This window comes from Phenylobacterium sp. (assembly GCF_036501465.1).
Lineage (GTDB): Bacteria > Pseudomonadota > Alphaproteobacteria > Caulobacterales > Caulobacteraceae > Phenylobacterium.
The window spans coordinates 29111-44824 of record NZ_DASYAF010000107.1; the positions used below are offsets into that span (position 1 = coordinate 29111).

15 protein-coding genes are annotated in these 15714 nt (G+C 71.3%); 7 read left to right on the forward strand and 8 right to left on the reverse strand.

The features are described 5' to 3' along the window. Positions 1-55: 55 nt before the first annotated feature. The 3 genes from VGL85_RS11775 to VGL85_RS11785 form a co-directional block, all read right to left on the reverse strand. Entirely contained in the window at positions 56-505 is a 450-nt protein-coding gene (locus VGL85_RS11775) for a DNA mismatch endonuclease Vsr (protein ID WP_331589134.1), read from the reverse strand. Between the two features lie 8 nt (positions 506-513). Then, complete coding sequence (cysK, locus tag VGL85_RS11780; RefSeq protein ID WP_331589135.1) at positions 514-1503, reverse strand: cysteine synthase A; 990 nt, start codon at positions 1501-1503, stop codon at positions 514-516. An 88-nt stretch (positions 1504-1591) separates the two neighbouring features. Continuing rightward, the gene (locus VGL85_RS11785) at positions 1592-2728 is read right to left on the reverse strand and encodes a DNA cytosine methyltransferase (RefSeq protein ID WP_331589136.1); all 1137 of its coding nucleotides are present in this window, start codon (positions 2726-2728) and stop codon (positions 1592-1594) included. Between the two features lie 46 nt (positions 2729-2774). Between VGL85_RS11785 and VGL85_RS11790 the strand changes: the two genes are divergently transcribed. After that, a complete protein-coding gene (locus VGL85_RS11790; RefSeq protein ID WP_331589137.1) occupies positions 2775-3245 on the forward strand; it encodes a hypothetical protein in 471 nt (156 codons plus the stop codon). Positions 3246-3254: 9 nt separating this feature from the next. On the opposite strand, the gene VGL85_RS11795 is transcribed toward VGL85_RS11790, so the two are convergent. Next, the gene (locus VGL85_RS11795) at positions 3255-3383 is read right to left on the reverse strand and encodes a hypothetical protein (RefSeq protein ID WP_331589138.1); all 129 of its coding nucleotides are present in this window, start codon (positions 3381-3383) and stop codon (positions 3255-3257) included. A gap of 226 nt (positions 3384-3609) precedes the next feature. On the opposite strand from VGL85_RS11795, the gene VGL85_RS11800 reads away from it, so the two are divergent. The 5 genes from VGL85_RS11800 to VGL85_RS11820 all read left to right on the forward strand — a co-directional run bounded on the left by VGL85_RS11800 (position 3610) and on the right by VGL85_RS11820 (position 9504). Further along, the gene (locus VGL85_RS11800; protein WP_331589139.1) at positions 3610-5391 is read left to right on the forward strand and encodes an N-acyl-D-amino-acid deacylase family protein; all 1782 of its coding nucleotides are present in this window, start codon (positions 3610-3612) and stop codon (positions 5389-5391) included. A 10-nt stretch (positions 5392-5401) separates the two neighbouring features. Continuing rightward, the gene (locus VGL85_RS11805; RefSeq protein WP_331589140.1) at positions 5402-6436 is read left to right on the forward strand and encodes a TauD/TfdA family dioxygenase; all 1035 of its coding nucleotides are present in this window, start codon (positions 5402-5404) and stop codon (positions 6434-6436) included. A 200-nt stretch (positions 6437-6636) separates the two neighbouring features. Next, positions 6637-8481, forward strand: coding sequence for a DNA helicase RecQ (gene recQ, locus VGL85_RS11810; protein WP_331589141.1), 1845 nt, complete (start codon positions 6637-6639; stop codon positions 8479-8481). A 64-nt stretch (positions 8482-8545) separates the two neighbouring features. Next, positions 8546-9202: a hypothetical protein gene (locus VGL85_RS11815; RefSeq protein ID WP_331589142.1), complete on the forward strand. Its 657-nt coding sequence runs from the start codon at positions 8546-8548 to the stop codon at positions 9200-9202. Next, positions 9136-9504 (forward strand): hypothetical protein, encoded by a 369-nt coding sequence (locus VGL85_RS11820; RefSeq protein WP_331589143.1) that lies wholly within the window; start codon positions 9136-9138, stop codon positions 9502-9504. Before VGL85_RS11815 ends, VGL85_RS11820 begins: the two co-directional genes overlap by 67 nt. 3 nt (positions 9505-9507) lie before the next feature. Here VGL85_RS11820 and VGL85_RS11825 read toward each other — a convergent pair whose 3' ends face one another. The 3 genes from VGL85_RS11825 to gyrB form a co-directional block, all read right to left on the reverse strand. Further along, the gene (locus tag VGL85_RS11825; protein ID WP_331589144.1) at positions 9508-9963 is read right to left on the reverse strand and encodes a hypothetical protein; all 456 of its coding nucleotides are present in this window, start codon (positions 9961-9963) and stop codon (positions 9508-9510) included. A 76-nt stretch (positions 9964-10039) separates the two neighbouring features. Next, a complete protein-coding gene (locus VGL85_RS11830) occupies positions 10040-10411 on the reverse strand; it encodes a MerC domain-containing protein (protein WP_331589145.1) in 372 nt (123 codons plus the stop codon). A 73-nt stretch (positions 10412-10484) separates the two neighbouring features. Beyond that, positions 10485-12920: a DNA topoisomerase (ATP-hydrolyzing) subunit B gene (gene gyrB / locus VGL85_RS11835; RefSeq protein ID WP_331589146.1), complete on the reverse strand. Its 2436-nt coding sequence runs from the start codon at positions 12918-12920 to the stop codon at positions 10485-10487. Positions 12921-13183: 263 nt separating this feature from the next. Between gyrB and VGL85_RS11840 the strand changes: the two genes are divergently transcribed. After that, a complete protein-coding gene (locus VGL85_RS11840; protein ID WP_331589147.1) occupies positions 13184-14392 on the forward strand; it encodes an aspartyl/asparaginyl beta-hydroxylase domain-containing protein in 1209 nt (402 codons plus the stop codon). Here the strand turns inward: VGL85_RS11840 and recF are convergent. Further along, a complete protein-coding gene (gene recF, locus VGL85_RS11845) occupies positions 14389-15618 on the reverse strand; it encodes a DNA replication/repair protein RecF (protein WP_331589148.1) in 1230 nt (409 codons plus the stop codon). The genes VGL85_RS11840 and recF overlap by 4 nt on opposite strands. Positions 15619-15714 lie beyond the last annotated feature (96 nt).

A 15714-nucleotide genomic window follows, 5' to 3' on the forward strand; every position in this document is an offset into this window, starting at 1 on the left:
ATGAGGGGTTGGAAAGCCCGATCCGCTCATTTGCGCCGCCGCTCGGCGAGACCCCTCATCCGTCGGCTTCGCCGCCACCTTCTCCCGCAAGGGGAGAAGGATCGAGAATGCGCTGGAGTCGATCTTCGAGTCCGTCCTTCAGCTCACACTCCCAGATCGTCTCGATGCGCCAGCCAAGGGCCGCCAGGGCGTCGCGGGTCTTGGCGTCGCGGGCGCGGTTGCGGCCGACCTTGCCCAGCCAGTAGTCGCGGTTCTGTTTCGGCACCCGGGCGCCGCGAGGGCAATCGTGGCCGTGCCAGAAGCAGCCATGGACCAGGAGCGCGAGCCTGCGACCCGGCAGCACGATGTCGGGATTGCCGGGCAGGTCCTTGCGGTGCAGGCGGTAGCGGGCGCCGAGCCCGGTGAGGGCCTTGCGGACCTTCAGCTCCGGCGAGGTGTCCTTGCCCTTTACCCGGCGCATGACGGCTGAGCGTTTCTCGGGAGGGTAGACGTCGGTTCCGGCCACCGCCGCCGCTACAGCCCCTCGAACAGCGAGGTGGAGACGTAGCGCTCGGCGAAGCTGGGAATGATGACCACGATCAGCTTGCCGACCGCCTCGGCGCGGGCGGCGACGTCGAAGGCGGCGATCAGGGCGGCGCCGGAGGAGATGCCGACCGGGATGCCTTCCTCGGCGGCGACGCGCCGCGCCATGGCGAAGCTGTCGTCGTTGCCGACCTGGATCACCTCGTCGATGACGTGGCGGTCGAGGATCGAGGGCACGAAGCCCGCGCCGATGCCCTGGATCCGGTGTGGGCCGGGCTGGCCGCCGGAGAGCACGGCCGAGGTCTCCGGCTCCACGGCGATCATCCGGATCGAGGGCTTCCTGGCCTTCAGCACCTGGCCGACGCCGGTGATGGTGCCACCGGTGCCGACGCCGGAGACCACCGCGTCGACGCGGCCCTGGGTGTCGTTCCAGATCTCCTCGGCGGTGGAGACCCGGTGGATCAGCGGGTTGGCGACATTGTCGAACTGCTGCGGCATCACCGCGCCGGGCGTAGCGGCGACGATCTCGCGGGCCCGGGCGACGGCGCCGGCCATGCCGCGCTCGGCGGGGGTGAGCTCCAGCTTGGCGCCCAGGATCAGCAGCATCTTGCGCCGCTCCATGGACATGCTTTCCGGCATGACCAGGGTCAGCTTGTAGCCCTTGGCCGCGGCCACGAAGGCCAGGGCGATGCCGGTGTTGCCGCTGGTCGGCTCGACGATGGTGCCGCCCGGCTTCAGGGCGCCCTTGGCCTCCAGGTACTCGATCATGGCGACGCCGATGCGGTCCTTCACCGAGCCGATCGGGTTGAAGAATTCCAGCTTGGCGACCACCTCGCCCTTGGGCTTCAGCGCCGCGGTCAGCCGCGGCAGGCGCACCAGCGGGGTGTCGCCGATGGTGTCGAGGATGGAGTCGAAGATCTTGCCCCGGCCGACACGCTCGTAGCGCGCGGCGTCATAGACCTTGTCGGGGGTGGAATCCATGGAAACGGACCTCTGAAACGCGGCGTTTGCGCGCGACCCTAAGGATTCCGTCGGCGAATAAAAGGGGGCGAAGGCGGGACGGCCGAGCCTATTCGGCGGCGATCACGGCGGCCGGGCGCAGCAAGGGCTCCAGCAGGCCCTGCGCCAGCCAGCGGACCACGGGAACCGCCACCCCGTCGCCGGCCACGTGCAGGGCCGCGGTGGTCGCGGCCGGCAGGCGGTAGCTGTCGGGCAGGCCCATCAGGCGCGCCGCCTCGCGGGAGCTCAACAGGCGGGTGCGGACGCGCCCGGCCTCCACTGCCACGATGACCTGGCGCGAGGAGCCGCCGCGCGGGGTGCGCAGGCAGCCGGCAAGGCCGTCGAAGCGGACCTCGGCCCGCTGGACCTTGCGCCCGCCCTCCAGGCGCATGCGCCGGAAGATCGCGCCCACCGCCCGCTCGCCTCGCGATGCGGTGGCCTCCAGCCGGGCCCGGTGCAGGGGGGCCATCAGGGCGAGCCAGCGGGCGGTGCGCTCGGGCGGATGCCAGGCGACCACGTCGTCCGGCTCAAGGATGGCAGCAAGGTCGGTGTTGCGCGGCGCAGGCTGGGCCAGGCGCCACCAGATCCAGCGCGCGGCGAGGTCGGCCGGAAGCGCCGCGGCGGCGGCTTTTATGGCGCGGGTCTGGAAGGCGCCCTCGCCGATCAGCCCCTGGGGAACCAGCTCCCGCGTGGCCACGACGAAGATCCTGGGCCGCGACTGTGGGACGAAGGCCGCCGCGTCGATCTCCAGCGCCCCGAAGCGGTAGCCCTGACCGGCCAGCGCCTGGCCGAGCGCGGCGAAGTCGCGGCCGCCGTGCGAGGTGAGCAGCCCGCCCACATTCTCGATGACGATGGCGCGGGGAGGGCGGCCCTCCGCCGCCAGGGCCTCGATCAGCCGCCAGAAGCCGAAAAAGGCCCCGGAACGGCCGCCCGCCAGGCCCGCGCGGGCTCCGGCGAGGCTGAAGTCCTGGCAGGGGCTGGAGGCCCAGGCGAGGTCGGCCCGTCCCGGTAGGTCGGCGGCCGAAAGCTTCCAGACGTCGCCTTCGCGCAGATGATCTGCGGCCTCCGGGAAGTTGTCGCGATAGACAGCCGCCTTCAAAGGGTCGAAATCATTGGCGAAGGCGCACGCCCAGCCGTCCCCAAGGCCAAGCCGCGCCATGCCGCCGCCGGCGAAGAATTCGTAGAAGGGGGAGGGCGCCCGACTCATCCCGGGTCAGTCTAACCTGCGCCGCCCAATTCCAAAGACAGGCTCCATGCATCCGCCCCGTTCCACAGCCGCCCTCGCCGCCGCAACCCTGGCCGCCCTCGCGCTCTGCGCCTGCGGCGGCAAGGGCCCGACCTCCAACGACAATCCGCCCGCGCCGCCGGATGTGGCGGCCAACTTCGTCCAGCCGATCAACGCCGAGGCGGCGGACGGGTCGTGGAGCCTGAAGATCCGCGACAACCAACTCACCCTGTCGCGGCCGGGCCAGCCGGACGTGACGGCGACCGCGCCGGGGGCGAGCATCCAGCCGCACCAGGCCACCTGGACCGCGCCCCTGGCGGACAAGCGGCCGATGACCGTGAAGATCTATGCGAGCAGCTGCGTCTATCCCGCGACCGTCGAGACCCACGCCTTCGCCGCCGAGGTGGATATGCCCGACGACTCGCCGCTCAGCGGCTGCGCCGATCCGGTGACCGCGCCGAAGCCGGCGGCCAAGCCTGCCGCGCCGGCGAAACGCTAGGGCGAAACGCTAGTACGCGCCGAGGTCGATCTGGGCGATCTGGGACTTGGGATGGGCGTGGGAATGGGCCGCGGGCAGGCTGAAGCCCACGAAAATGGCGGCGGCCAGGGCCGCGGCGAGGGCGGCTTTGAGCGTCATGACTACTCCCTCGACCTGACGCGCGAAGCGACGGGTCTGGTTGATCTCTCGATTTGCGTACCCAGGATAAGCGTGCGCGGCGGGGCGCGGGTTCCCTCGGCGTAAGGCAGGCAGGCAGGCTCATAGGCGGGATCGCGGGTGCGATGCCGCTTGACCGAGGGGGTCCGGCAGGCGGCAAAATGGCCGCCGACACCGCCGGAAGACGGCCGGTCCGGGAGCGCGGCGCATGGAAAAGGCCCCTATCGAGAAGACTTGGGACCTGGTCATTCGGGGCGGCAACGTCGTGGACGGCTCGGGCGGCCCTGGCTTCGAGGCCGACGTGGCGGTGAAGGACGGCGTCATCGCCGCGGTCGGGCGGGTGTCCGGGAGCGGGGCCGAAGAGATCGACGCCCGCGGCAAGCTGGTGATCCCGGGCTTCGTCGACATCCACACCCACTACGACGGCCAGGCGACCTGGGACGAGCGGCTGCAGCCCTCGTCCTGGCACGGGGTGACCAGCGTGGTGATGGGCAACTGCGGGGTCGGTTTCGCACCCTGCCGGCCCGCCGACCACGACCGGCTGATCCGGCTGATGGAAGGCGTCGAGGACATCCCCTTCCCGGTGCTGGCCGATGGCCTGCCGTGGAACTGGGAGAGCTATCCGGACTATCTCGACGCCCTGTCGTCGCGCCGCTTCGACGTGGACGTGGGCAGCCAGCTGCCGCATGCGGCGCTACGGGTCTACGTCATGGGCCAGCGCGGCGTGGACCGCGAGCCGGCCACCCAGGCCGACATCGCGGCCATGGGGGCGATCGCCAAGCGGGCGATGGAGGCCGGCGCGCTGGGCTTCGGCACCTCGCGCACCCTGAACCACCGCTCCTCCGACGGCTCGCCGATCGCGACGCTGACGGCCGGCGAGGACGAGCTGACCGGGATCGCCCTGGGCATGGCCGCGGCCGGTCGCGGGGTGCTGCAGGTGGTCAGCGACTTCAACGACCCAGTGGAGGAGTTCGCCATGCTGCGCCGGGTGGTGGAGGCCTCCGGCCGGCCGCTCAGCTTCTCCCTGTTGCAGAGCCCGCGCGATCCTGAGCAATGGCGCCTGATGCTGGACCAGATGAGCGAGGCCAAGGCGGCGGGCCTGCAGATGCGCGCGCAGGTGGCGACCCGGCCGGTGGGCGTGCTGTTCGGTCTGGAGCTGACGGTCAATCCGTTCTCCAGCCACCCGAGCTATCGCGAGATCAAGGCCCTGCCGCTCAGCGAGCGGGTCGCGCGCCTGCGCGATCCCGGCTTCCGCGCCCGGCTGCTCGCCGAGGAGGCGGAGAACGCCCGCGCGCCCGGCCTGTCGCCGGCCCGGGCCTGGGACCGCATCTATCCGATGGGCGAGGACAATCCCGACTACGAACCCACGCCTGACCGCTCCATCGCCGCCATCGCCGCCGAGCGGGGCGCCGACCCCTATGGCGTCGCCCTGGACCAGATGCTGGACGGCGGCGAGGGGAACGGGCGCGGCATGCTCTACCTGCCACTGCTCAACTACGCCCAGAACAGCCTGGAGCCGGCCTACCGGATGCTGCAGCACGACTGCGTGGTCCCCGGCCTGTCGGACGGCGGCGCCCATGTGGGGATGATCTGCGACGGCAGCTTCCCGACCACCAACCTGGTCCACTGGACCCGCGACCGCACCCGCGGCCCGAAGCTGCCGCTGGAGATGATGGTCAAGGGCCAGTGCCGCGACACGGCCGAGACGGTCGGCCTCTTTGATCGTGGGCTGGTTCAATCCGGCTACCGCGCCGACCTCAACGTCATCGACTACGACCGCCTGACCCTGAAGGCGCCGCAGGTGGCCTATGACCTGCCGACCGGCGGCCGGCGGCTGATCCAGCGGGCCGAGGGCTACGAGGCGACCATCGTCGCCGGCCAGGTGACCTATCGCGACGGGACGCCCACCGGCGCCCTGCCCGGCCGGCTGCTGCGCGGGGCGCAGGCCGCGCCGGCCGCCCATGACCCGAAAACCTGGGCTGCGGAATAGGAGGTTCGCCATGAACGACATCGCCGCCTTCAAACCCGAGGTCCTGGAGACCGCCTGCGAATGGGCCGCGCCGGACGTGGCCGACGAGACGAAATGGACCGAGCGGCTCTCGCCCGCCGAGGTGGATGAGCTGGACGAGGCGGTGGCCCACGCCTTCGGCGTCTCCGACGACTTCCTGGCGATCGGCAAGGCGGAGTTCCCGCTGCCGACCCTTGGCGTTCGGTTGAAGGGGATCGAGCGCGAGCTGATCGATGGGCGCGGCTTCGTGCGCATCCGCGGGCTGCCGCGCGAGCGCTGGTCGAACGACGAGATGTGCATGGCCTATTGGGGGATCGGCGCGCACTTAGGGAGGCCCTGGCCGCAGAACGCCAAGGGGCACCTGCTGGGCGATGTCACCGACCACGGCAAGGCGCAGGGCGACCCCACCTCGCGCGGCAACGAGATCGGTCTGGTGGGGCTGGACTTCCACTGCGACGGCTCGGACCTGGTGGGGCTGATGTGCCTGCAGACCGGGATTTCGGGCGGGCTCTCGGCGGTCGCCAACTCCGTGGCCCTGCACAATCGGCTGGTGCGCGAGCAGCCGGACCTGGCGGCCGAGCTCTACAAGCCGCAACCCTTCGACTATCGCGGCGAGCAGGCGCCCGGGAAACCCGGCTGGTACCTGATGCCGGTGTTCAGCCAGCTGAACGGGCGGCTGTTCATCCGCCTGATCCGGCCCTACATCCTGGCCTCGCAGCGCCACGCCGACGCCCCGCGCCTGACCCAGAAGGCCATCGCGGCCCTGACCTGGATGCAGGAGCAGGCCGAGGGCGGCGACTACTCGGTCATCATGGACTTCGAGCCCGGGGACATGCAGTTCATCAACAACTACCACGTGCTGCATGGCCGCAGCTCCTATGTGGACGACCGCGCCGCCGGTAAAATCCGGCACCTGAAGCGCCTGTGGCTGGAAACCGAGGCGCTGGCCGAACGGCCCAAGCAGTTCGTCAACCGCATGGGCGCCCACTGGACGCGCAACTTGACCATCAGCCGGATGGACGCCTGAACGCGACTGACGCCTTCTCCCCCCGCGGGAGAAGGCCATCCCTGCGAAGCAGGTCGGATGAGGGGGTTGTGGCCCTATCCGCACGATCGCAACGATAGCCCCGGCGAGACCCCTCATCCGTCGCCCTGCGGACGACACCTTCTCCCGCAAGGGGAGAAGGATCACTCGCAATCGCCCCGACTCACCCCCATAAGACGTCGATGGACGCCGCTGTGGCCGACCTTGCCCAAAACCCCCTCGACGAAGCGCGCGACATCCTGCGGCGCACCTTCGGCCACGCGGAGTTTCGCGGTCGCCAGGCCGAGGTGATCGCCGAGATCCTGGCGGGGCGCGGCGCCCTGGCGGTGCTGCCGACCGGCGGCGGCAAGAGCGTCTGCTATCAGATCCCCAGCCTGATGCGGCCGGGCCTGGGGCTGGTGGTCTCGCCGCTGATCGCGCTGATGGCCGACCAGGTGGCCGGGCTGCAGCAGGCGGGCGTGGCGGCGGCCCGGCTGGATTCCAACATCGAGCCCGAGGAGAAGGCCGAGACCTGGCGGCGGATCGAGGCCGGCGAACTGGACCTGCTCTACGTCTCGCCCGAGGGGCTGATGCAGCCCTGGATGCTGGACCGCCTGGCGCGGACGCCGCTGGCGCTGATCGCCATCGACGAGGCCCACTGCGTCAGCCAATGGGGTCACGACTTCCGACCCGAGTACCGGATGCTGGGCCGGCTGGCCGATCTCTTCCCGGACGTCCCCAGGCTGGCGGTGACCGCCACGGCTGACGCGCGCACGCGCGAGGACATCCGCGCCGAGCTGCGGCTCGAGGACTCTGCCGAATTCGTCGCCAGCTTCGCCCGCCCCGAGCTGGTGCTGTCGGCGGAGCGCAAGCGCGGCGCGGCCCTGAAGCGGGTGGTGGAGCTGGTCGCCGCGCGGCCCGGCCGCTCCGGCGTGGTCTATGCCGGCTCGCGCGACAAGACCGAGGAGATCGCCCGCGCCCTGGTCGAGGCCGGCGTCCCGGCCATGGCCTATCACGCGGGCCTGGAGAAGCAGACGCGCAGCGAGCGGCTGGAGCAGTTCCTGGAGGCCGAGGCGGCGGTGATGGTGGCGACCATCGCCTTCGGCATGGGCGTCGACAAACCCGACGTGCGCTTCGTGATCCACGCCGACGCGCCGGCCTCTATAGAGGCCTATTGGCAGGAGATCGGCCGCGCCGGGCGCGACGGCGACCTGGCCGAAGGCATCACACTCTACGGCGCCGCCGACATGAGCTGGGCGCTGCGCCGCATCGGCGAGCGGGACATGGACGCAGGCGTCAAGCAGGCCCAGGTGGGCAAGGTGCGCCAGCTCTACGCCCTGCTGGACGGCACAGGCTGTCGCGCCATGGCCGTGCGCCGCTATTTCGGCGAGGCGGGCGTCGAGGCCTGCGGCCAGTGCGACCTCTGCACCGGCCGGGTAGAGCTGTCCGACGCCACCGAGGCCGCCCAGAAGGCGCTGTCGGCGGCGCACCGGCTGGGCGGGCGTTTCGGGCGCGGGCGGCTGGTGGACCACCTGCTGGGCAAGACCAAGGAGCCCAGCGACTTCGAGGCCGGGCTGTCGACCTTCGGCATCGGCCAGGATCTGAGCGCCACGGCTTGGCGCGACCTGATCGAGCAACTGCTGTTCGAGGGCCTGTTGCGCGAGGACCCCAACGACGGCCGCCCGCTGGTGGGCGTGGGCGACGCCGCGGCGGTGAAGCAGGTGTTCCGCGGCGAGCGGCGGGTCGAGGTCCAGCACCGCGCCGAAGCGCCGGCCCGGACGCGCAAGGCCCGCAAGGCCCGCGACGGGATCGAGGTCTCCGCCCACGACCGGCCGCTGTTCGAGGCGCTCAGGGCCTGGCGCGCGCGCACCGCCAAGGCCCAGCACGTGCCGCCCTACGTCATCTTCCACGACCGCACCCTGGCTGAGATCGCCACGGCCCGCCCCGGCCGCCGCGCGGCGCTGGGCGAGGTCAATGGCGTCGGCGAAGGCAAGCTCGCCCGCTATGGCGACGCCGTGCTGGAGGTGGTGGGCGCCTTCACGGCCTGACGTCGGATCGAATGTGACTGATCCTTAAGCTGCGCGCCGGCTCCGAACGATTTAGGAGATCGGCATGGCTCGTTTCCGCGCAATGTTGATCGCCTTGGGCGCCGTCGCGTTCTGCAGCGCAAGCGCACTGGCCGCCGACAAGCCCGCACCGCTGAGATCAACGCTGAGCGACGGGGCGCTCACGGTCGACATCGTCGACCTCAGCCCCCAGTTCCTGGCCTGGTACGCCGCCGCCAAGGCCGCCCCCGATGCGGACGCACGGTTCAAGCTGTGGCAGCAGCTCTATGGCTTCGCCGCCGTGCCGCCAGGTCCCGAGGGCGCGGCGATGGCGCGCAAGCTGGTCGACGAGGCCTGGCCCCGATACGGCGAGGCGGTCGCGCCGGCCAAGGTGGGCGCGGCCGGCATGCAACCGCAGCCCATGGCGATCCTGCATCGCGTCGCCGAAATCCTCGAGGTCAAGCAGCCGGTCCACATCCAGCTCATCACCTATGTGGGCGGGTTCGAGAACAACGCCTTCAGCTATCGCGGCGAACTGCCCGTGGTGGCCATTCCGCTGGAAAGCCAGCCGCAGGTCCGCGCCGCAACCTGGCGCACGAAGGGACCCACGCCATCCACATTATTGTCGCCCGCCTCAGCGGCGGCTGGGAGCGGTCGGTGGCGGCCACCATGCTGCAGGAGGGCCTGGCCATGCACGTCACCCGCGAGGTGTTCCCCGGCCTGACCGTGCAGACCTACGTCAGCGCCGCGCCGGGCTGGTGGGAGAAGAGCCAGGCGATGGAGCGGCCGATCCTGCAGGACCTGCGCGGCAAGCTGGCGCTCAGCGACTCGGCCACCGTGATGGGCGTCACCATGGGGACCGCCAAGGTGAGCGGCCTCAACCGCGAAGCCTATTACGGCGGCTGGCGGGTGGTGGAGCAGATGCGCAAGGACGGCCTCAGCCTGGCTGAGATCGCCCGCATCCCCGAGGCCGACATGCCCGCGCGGGTGGAAACGGCGCTGGACGAACTGCTGGCGGCGCGCTGAAGCCTAGGGCGCGGCGGGCTTGCCGGCGGGCGCCTTGGACGCCGTCCTGGTCTCCGGGGCCGGCGGGCCGCAGCGCCTGGCGTCGCCGGCCTTGCAGGCGGCCACGTCGGCCTTCCAGGCCTCGACCTGCTTCTGGTAGTCGGCCTGGACCTTGGCGTTGGCGGCGTCGCGGGCGGTGAGCTGGGCGCGGTAGTCGGCGACCGATTTCTCGTAGGCCGCCCTGGCCGCATCGTTGCGCGCCTGCACCTCGCGGTTCCTGCGGTTGATCTCGACGTTCAGCGCCTTCGACCGGCGGGCCTGGTCGGCGAGTTCGGCGTCACGGGCCAGCTTGGCCGCGAGGGCGTCGTCGCTCACCGCTGCGGGATTGACCGGCGATGAAACAGGGGCCGCGGGCGCCTGGGCGAGCGCCGGGGCGGCGATGGCGACAGCGAAGAGGCCGGCGAGGAGGATCGGTTTCATGGCGCGCTCCCTTGCGCCCCATATGGTGAAGCCTGGGATCGAGCGCCAGCGGAAATCGGCGGTTGGGACGCCTCGTTCAGGCCGCCTGGATACGCCGCCAGTTCCAGAGGTGGGCGACCCCCAGGGTCGCGGCGCCGGCGACGGTGGCGGCGACCTCGCTGCCCTCGGGGCCGAAGGCGCCCCAGGCGAGTAGCCCCACGCCCGCGAAGCCCAGGGCCAGCAGCCGGGTCGGCGGCCATCGGCCATGCACCCGCCGCGCCAGGGCGAAGACGGCGAGCGGGGCGGCGAAGGCGATCAGCACCACATGGACCCAGGGCGCGCGCGCCCAGGCGCCGGCGGCCGGCAAGGCGGCGCCGATCAGGGGCAGGATCAGGCAATGCGCCAGGCACAGGCCGGACAGGCCCATGGCGGAGCCGTCGAGCAGGCTGAGGTTTTCGCGGCTGTCCATGAAGGTCCGGAACTCGAAGTCAGAGACTGTTATAGAGTAACATGTCCTGGCGACAAGCCCTTGCAGCCGGCCCCTAGACGTCCACCTCGGCGTCGAGGGCGTTTTCCTGGATGAACTCGCGGCGCGGCTCGACCAGGTCGCCCATCAGGCGGGCGAACATGTCGCCGGCGTCCTCGGCGTGGTTGACCCTGACCTGCAGCAGGGTGCGCGCATCGGCGTCGAGCGTGGTCTCCCAGAGCTGGTCGGCGTTCATCTCGCCCAGGCCCTTGTAGCGCTGGATGGAGAGGCCGCGGCGGCCGTTGTCCATCACCGCATTGACCAGGTCGATCGGACCTCGGACCACCATGGCGCGGTCGCGCCGCGTGTAGGTCGCCTTGCCGGAGAAGATCTGCGCCAGCTCCTTCGAGCGTTCCGCCAGGCGGCGCGCGTCGGCGGCGTGCAGCAACAGCTCGTCCAGCACGATGCGCTCTGAAACCCCGCGCTTCACCCGGCTGAACTCATAGGCGCCGCCAGCGGCAGGCGCGCCTGTCCAGGCGCCGTCGCCCTCCTCGGCATAGAGGTCGAGGCGCGCGGCCGCCTTGGCCGGATCGCCGCCCTGCGCCAGCAGGCCGGCCAGCGCCGCCTGCTCGATGGCGAAGGCCGGCGCGCGGGCGGCCAGGCGCTCGACGTTGGCCTTGGCGCCGCGGGCGGTCTGCACCATGGCCAGCAGGTCGGCGCCGGCGATCCGCTCGCCGCTCGACAGGTCGAGCGTTGCGCCGTCCACGCCCTCGTCGATCAGGTAGATCTCGAGTTCGGCGTCGTCCTTCAGGTAGCGGACCGACTTGCCCTTGGCGGCCTTATAGAGCGGCGGCTGGGCGATATAGAGGTAGCCGCGTTCGATCACCTCCGGCATCTGCCGGTAGAAGAAGGTGAGCAGCAGGGTGCGGATGTGGGCGCCGTCGACGTCGGCGTCGGTCATCAACACGATCTTGTGGTAGCGCAGCTTCTCGATGTCGAAGTCCTCGCGGCCGATGCCGGCGCCGAGGGCGGTGATCAGGGTGCCGATCTGTTCGGACCCCAGCATCTTGTCGAACCGCGCCCGCTCCACGTTCAGGATCTTGCCGCGCAGGGGCAGGATGGCCTGGTTCTCGCGGTTGCGGGCCTGTTTGGCCGAGCCGCCGGCCGAGTCGCCCTCGACCAGGAAGATCTCCGACTTGGCCGGGTCCTTCTCAGAGCAGTCGGCGAGCTTGCCGGGCAGGTTGGAGATATCCAGCGCCGACTTGCGCCGGGTGAGCTCACGGGCCTTGCGGGCGGCCTCGCGCGCCGCAGCCGCTTCAGCGATCTTCTGGACGATCAGCCGGGCCTCGTTCGGGTGCTCCTCGAACCAGCTTCCCAGACCCTCGCCCACCAGGCCTTCCACGGCCGGGCGCACCTCGGAGGAGACCAGCTTGTCCTTGGTCTGGGAGGAGAACTTCGGGTCCGGCACCTTCACCGACAGCACGCAGGTCAGGCCCTCACGCGCGTCCTCGCCGCCGACCGAGACCTTCTCGCGCTTCGCCGCGCCGCTGCTCTCGGCATAGCCGGTGATGATCCGCGTCAGCGCCGAGCGGAAGGCCGCTAGGTGGGTGCCGCCGTCGCGCTGGGGGATGTTGTTGGTGAAGCAGAGGACGTTCTCGTGGTAGCTGTCGTTCCACCACAGAGCCATGTCCAGTTCGACGTTCTCGCGCTTGCCGCGGACCACGATCGGCTCCTTGATCAGCGCCGTCTTGGCCTTGTCCAGGTGGCGCACGAAGGCCTCGATGCCGCCGTCGTAGTGCATGACCTCCTCGAAGGGCTCGGCCCCGCGGTTGTCCTTCAGCCAGATGGTCACCCCGGAGTTCAGGAAGGCCAGCTCGCGCAGCCGGTGCTCGAGCGTCTTCACGTCGAAATCGATGAAGGCGAAGGTTTCGGTGGACGGCAGGAAGGTGACCTCGGTGCCCGACAGCGGCTCGCCGTTCGTCCGCATCGGCGCGACGCCAGTCTCCTTCAGCGGGGCGACAGCATCGCCATGGCGGAATTCCATCTCGTAGGACTTGCCGCCGCGATAGATCTTCAGGCGCAGCCATTCGGAGAGCGCGTTCACCACCGACACGCCCACGCCGTGCAGGCCGCCGGAGACCTTGTAGGAATTCTGGTCGAATTTCCCGCCGGCGTGCAGCTGGGTCATGATGACCTCGGCCGCCGAGATGCCTTCGCCCTCGTGGATGTCCACCGGGATGCCGCGGCCGTCGTCGGTGACCGTGCAGGAGCCGTCGGCGTTGAGGATCACCTCCACGCGGCTGGCCCAGCCGGCCAGGGTCTCATCAATCGCGTTGTCGACCACCTCATAGACCATGTGGTGCAGGCCCGAGCCGTCGTCTGTGTCGCCGATGTACATGCCCGGCCGCTTACGCACCGCGTCCAGGCCCTTCAGGACCTTGATGCTCTCAGCGCCATATTCGGCCTGCCCATTGCTGTCGGGGCCGCCTTCGATCTCGTTGTCTTCGCTCATTCCGGTTCCAATCGGGGCCCCGGTTCTGGGGGAGGCAGGGCCCGGCGTGGTCGTCCTCTGGCCTTCGCGGCCGGCGACCGAATCTCTCAGGAACTATATAGGGGTTAGCAGCCCGCGGCGCACCCTTTTCGTGCGCGTGCCCACGCGCGCGAGCACGCGCGTTTTGTGCGTGCTCGGGCCCGCGCACGCACATACGAGGCGTTTTTCTCCGCGGGCCGTGTCGTCGCCTTGACCGCCCGGAGCGGCGGCGGCGTCCATGCCGCGTGCCCGCCCCTCTCGTCGCCGCCGATCTGGAAGCCGCCTGGCGTGACGGGACCCGGGCGCTGCGCGATGGCCGCGCCGAGGTGGCGCTGGGCCACCTTCACCGCATCGTCGACGCCGGGCGCGGCGACGCGGCGGTCTGGACGGCGATCGCCGTGGCCCACCGCATCACGGGCGAACGCGCGGCGCTCAGGACGGCCCTGGGGCAGGTGCTGGCGCGCGACCCCCGCGACCTGCGGGCGCTGGTGATGAGCGGCGACCTGTTCGCCGCCGAGGGCGACAGCCGCGCCGCCGACGCCCACTACGCCGCCGCCGTGCGGATCGCCGAGACCGCGCCGCCGTCGGATCCGGGCTTGCGGGCCGAGGTGGCCCGGGCCGCCGACCTGTCGCGCCGGCAAGCCGGCGAGTACGCCGACCACCTGCAGCGGGCGATGGCGGCGCAGGACATCGACCGCCCCGCGGCGCGGCGCGTGCGCCAGGCGCTCGACCTGCTGACGGGCCGCCAGGCGCTCTACCTTCAGCAACCACGCCACTTCTACTTCCCGGAGCTGCCGCAGATCGCCTGGGCCGACCGCGCGGCCTTCCCGTGGCTGGACAGGGTGGAGGCGGCGACCGACGCCATCCGCAGCGATCTGACCCGGCTGCTGGAAGAAGACGCCGCCGCGCCCGCCAGCGCCTTTTCGCCCTATCTCCAGCAAGAGGCGAACCGCCCGATCTTCGCCGCCAGCTCCGGCCTGATGGGCGATCCGGCCTGGAGCGCCTTCTATCTGTGGAAGGGCGGCGTCCCGCAGGCGGAGAACCTGGCGCGATGCCCCTCGGTGGCCGAGGCCCTGGCCGATGCGCCGCTATGCGCGATTCCCGGACGCACGCCCTCGGTGCTGTTCTCGCTGTTGCGGCCGGGGACACACATCAGGCCCCACCACGGCTTCACCAACGCCCGCTTCATCTGCCACCTGCCGCTGATCGTCCCGGACGACTGCGCCATGCGGGTGGGCGCGGAGACGCGGCCCTGGATCCCCGGGCAGGCCTGCGTCTTCGACGATTCCATCGAGCACGAGGCCTGGAATCGCAATCCCGACCGGCTGCGGGTGGTGATGATCTTCGACGTCTGGCGGCCCGAGCTCAGCGCGACCGAGCGCGAGCTGGTGAGCACCCTCTTGCAGGCGGTGGACAGCTATGGCGCCGCCGCCGCGCCGGCCTGGGAGGGCTAGACGGGCGTCAGCGCCGCGCCCTCGACCCGGAAGCCCTGGGCCCGGCCGGCCAGACCCTCGAACAGGTGGTCGTCGGTTCCGGTGAGGAAGGCCTGCAGGCCGAGCGCCTCGATCTCGTCGAACAGGGCGGCGCGGCGGCGCGCGTCCAGGTGGGCGGCGACCTCGTCGAGCAGCAGGACGGGGCTGGGATCGGAAGCGGCGCGCGCCAAGCGCGCGGCCTGGGCGAGGGCCAGGTTGAGGATCAGCGCCTTCTGCTCGCCGGTGGAGCATTCGGCGGCCGGACGGTCCTTCTCGGCGTGGATCACCGCCAGGTCGCCGCGGTGCGGGCCGGTGAGCGCGCGGCCGGCGGCGGCGTCGCGCGGCCGGGCCTCGCCCAGCGCCCGGGCCAGGCGGGCCTCGATGTCGGCGATCTCGGCCCCGGCCGCCGCCATCTGCTCCCACTCGCCGGTCAGCGACAGCCGCGCCTGCGGGAACGGCCGCTCGCCCCGGCTGTCGATCTCGGCCTGGAGGGCGGCAAGGGTCGTGGCGCGCGCCTCGGCCATCAGGGCGCCGGCCTCGGCCAGGCGCGCCTCCAGAGCGTCGAGCCAAGCGGGATCCGGCGTCTGGGCCTCGTCGCCCCCTCTGGAGTCCGGGGTGAGCAGGCGCATGCGTTCGCGTGAGGCGCGGTCATAGGCCTGGGCGTGGGCGGCGTGGCGCGGGATGGCGGCGAACACCAGCCGGTCGAAGAACCTGCGCCGCTCGGCCGCGCCTTCCAGGAACAGCCGATCCTGGGCCGGCGTCAGCCACACCTGGCGCAGATGCTCGGCCAGGCGGCCGGGCGGCGTGGTCTCGCCGGCGATGCGGACGATCCGGCGCGCGGCGCCGGGCTGGTCGACGCCCGTGCCGATAGGGGTCTCCCCGCCGCCGGCCGCGACCACCGCTGAGACCGCCCAGGCGCGCCCCTGCGCCTCGCCCGGCAGCCGGCGGCCGACCTCGGTCAGGCTCGCGCCGCGCAGGCCGCGGCCGGGCGTGAACAGGCTGATGGCTTCCAGGAGGTTGGTCTTGCCCGCCCCGTTCGGGCCCACCAGGTACACCGGGCGGCCGTCCAGCCCGATCTCCGCCCGGTCGTAGGAGCGGAAGTCGATCAGGGTCAGGCGGGAAAGGGCCGTTCTGGCTGGGATTGGAGCGGTCACCGCAGGGTCATAGCCGGTTTCGCCGGCATGCGCGAAATCGCGGATCGGCGGCATGCTGCCATACCCTGTCAGCAGTCGTCGACGTCCGCTATCCGCCAGCGGTTGTCACGGCGGCGCCATACCCTACGTCTTGCATCGGAACGCCAGGCT

Bases quoted from the DNA above. Each gene is read 5' to 3' on its own strand.
- cysK (WP_331589135.1), bottom strand. From the start codon at position 1,503: ATGGATTCCACCCCCGACAAGGTCTATGACGCCGCGCGCTACGAGCGT.
- VGL85_RS11785 (WP_331589136.1), bottom strand. From the start codon at position 2,728: ATGAGTCGGGCGCCCTCCCCCTTCTACGAATTCTTCGCCGGCGGCGGC.
- VGL85_RS11790 (WP_331589137.1), top strand. From the start codon at position 2,775: ATGCATCCGCCCCGTTCCACAGCCGCCCTCGCCGCCGCAACCCTGGCC.
- VGL85_RS11795 (WP_331589138.1), bottom strand. From the start codon at position 3,383: ATGACGCTCAAAGCCGCCCTCGCCGCGGCCCTGGCCGCCGCCATTTTC.
- VGL85_RS11800 (WP_331589139.1), top strand. From the start codon at position 3,610: ATGGAAAAGGCCCCTATCGAGAAGACTTGGGACCTGGTCATTCGGGGC.
- VGL85_RS11805 (WP_331589140.1), top strand. From the start codon at position 5,402: ATGAACGACATCGCCGCCTTCAAACCCGAGGTCCTGGAGACCGCCTGC.
- recQ (WP_331589141.1), top strand. From the start codon at position 6,637: ATGGACGCCGCTGTGGCCGACCTTGCCCAAAACCCCCTCGACGAAGCG.
- VGL85_RS11815 (WP_331589142.1), top strand. From the start codon at position 8,546: ATGGCTCGTTTCCGCGCAATGTTGATCGCCTTGGGCGCCGTCGCGTTC.
- VGL85_RS11825 (WP_331589144.1), bottom strand. From the start codon at position 9,963: ATGAAACCGATCCTCCTCGCCGGCCTCTTCGCTGTCGCCATCGCCGCC.
- VGL85_RS11830 (WP_331589145.1), bottom strand. From the start codon at position 10,411: ATGGACAGCCGCGAAAACCTCAGCCTGCTCGACGGCTCCGCCATGGGC.
- gyrB (WP_331589146.1), bottom strand. From the start codon at position 12,920: ATGAGCGAAGACAACGAGATCGAAGGCGGCCCCGACAGCAATGGGCAG.
- recF (WP_331589148.1), bottom strand. From the start codon at position 15,618: ATGCCGCCGATCCGCGATTTCGCGCATGCCGGCGAAACCGGCTATGAC.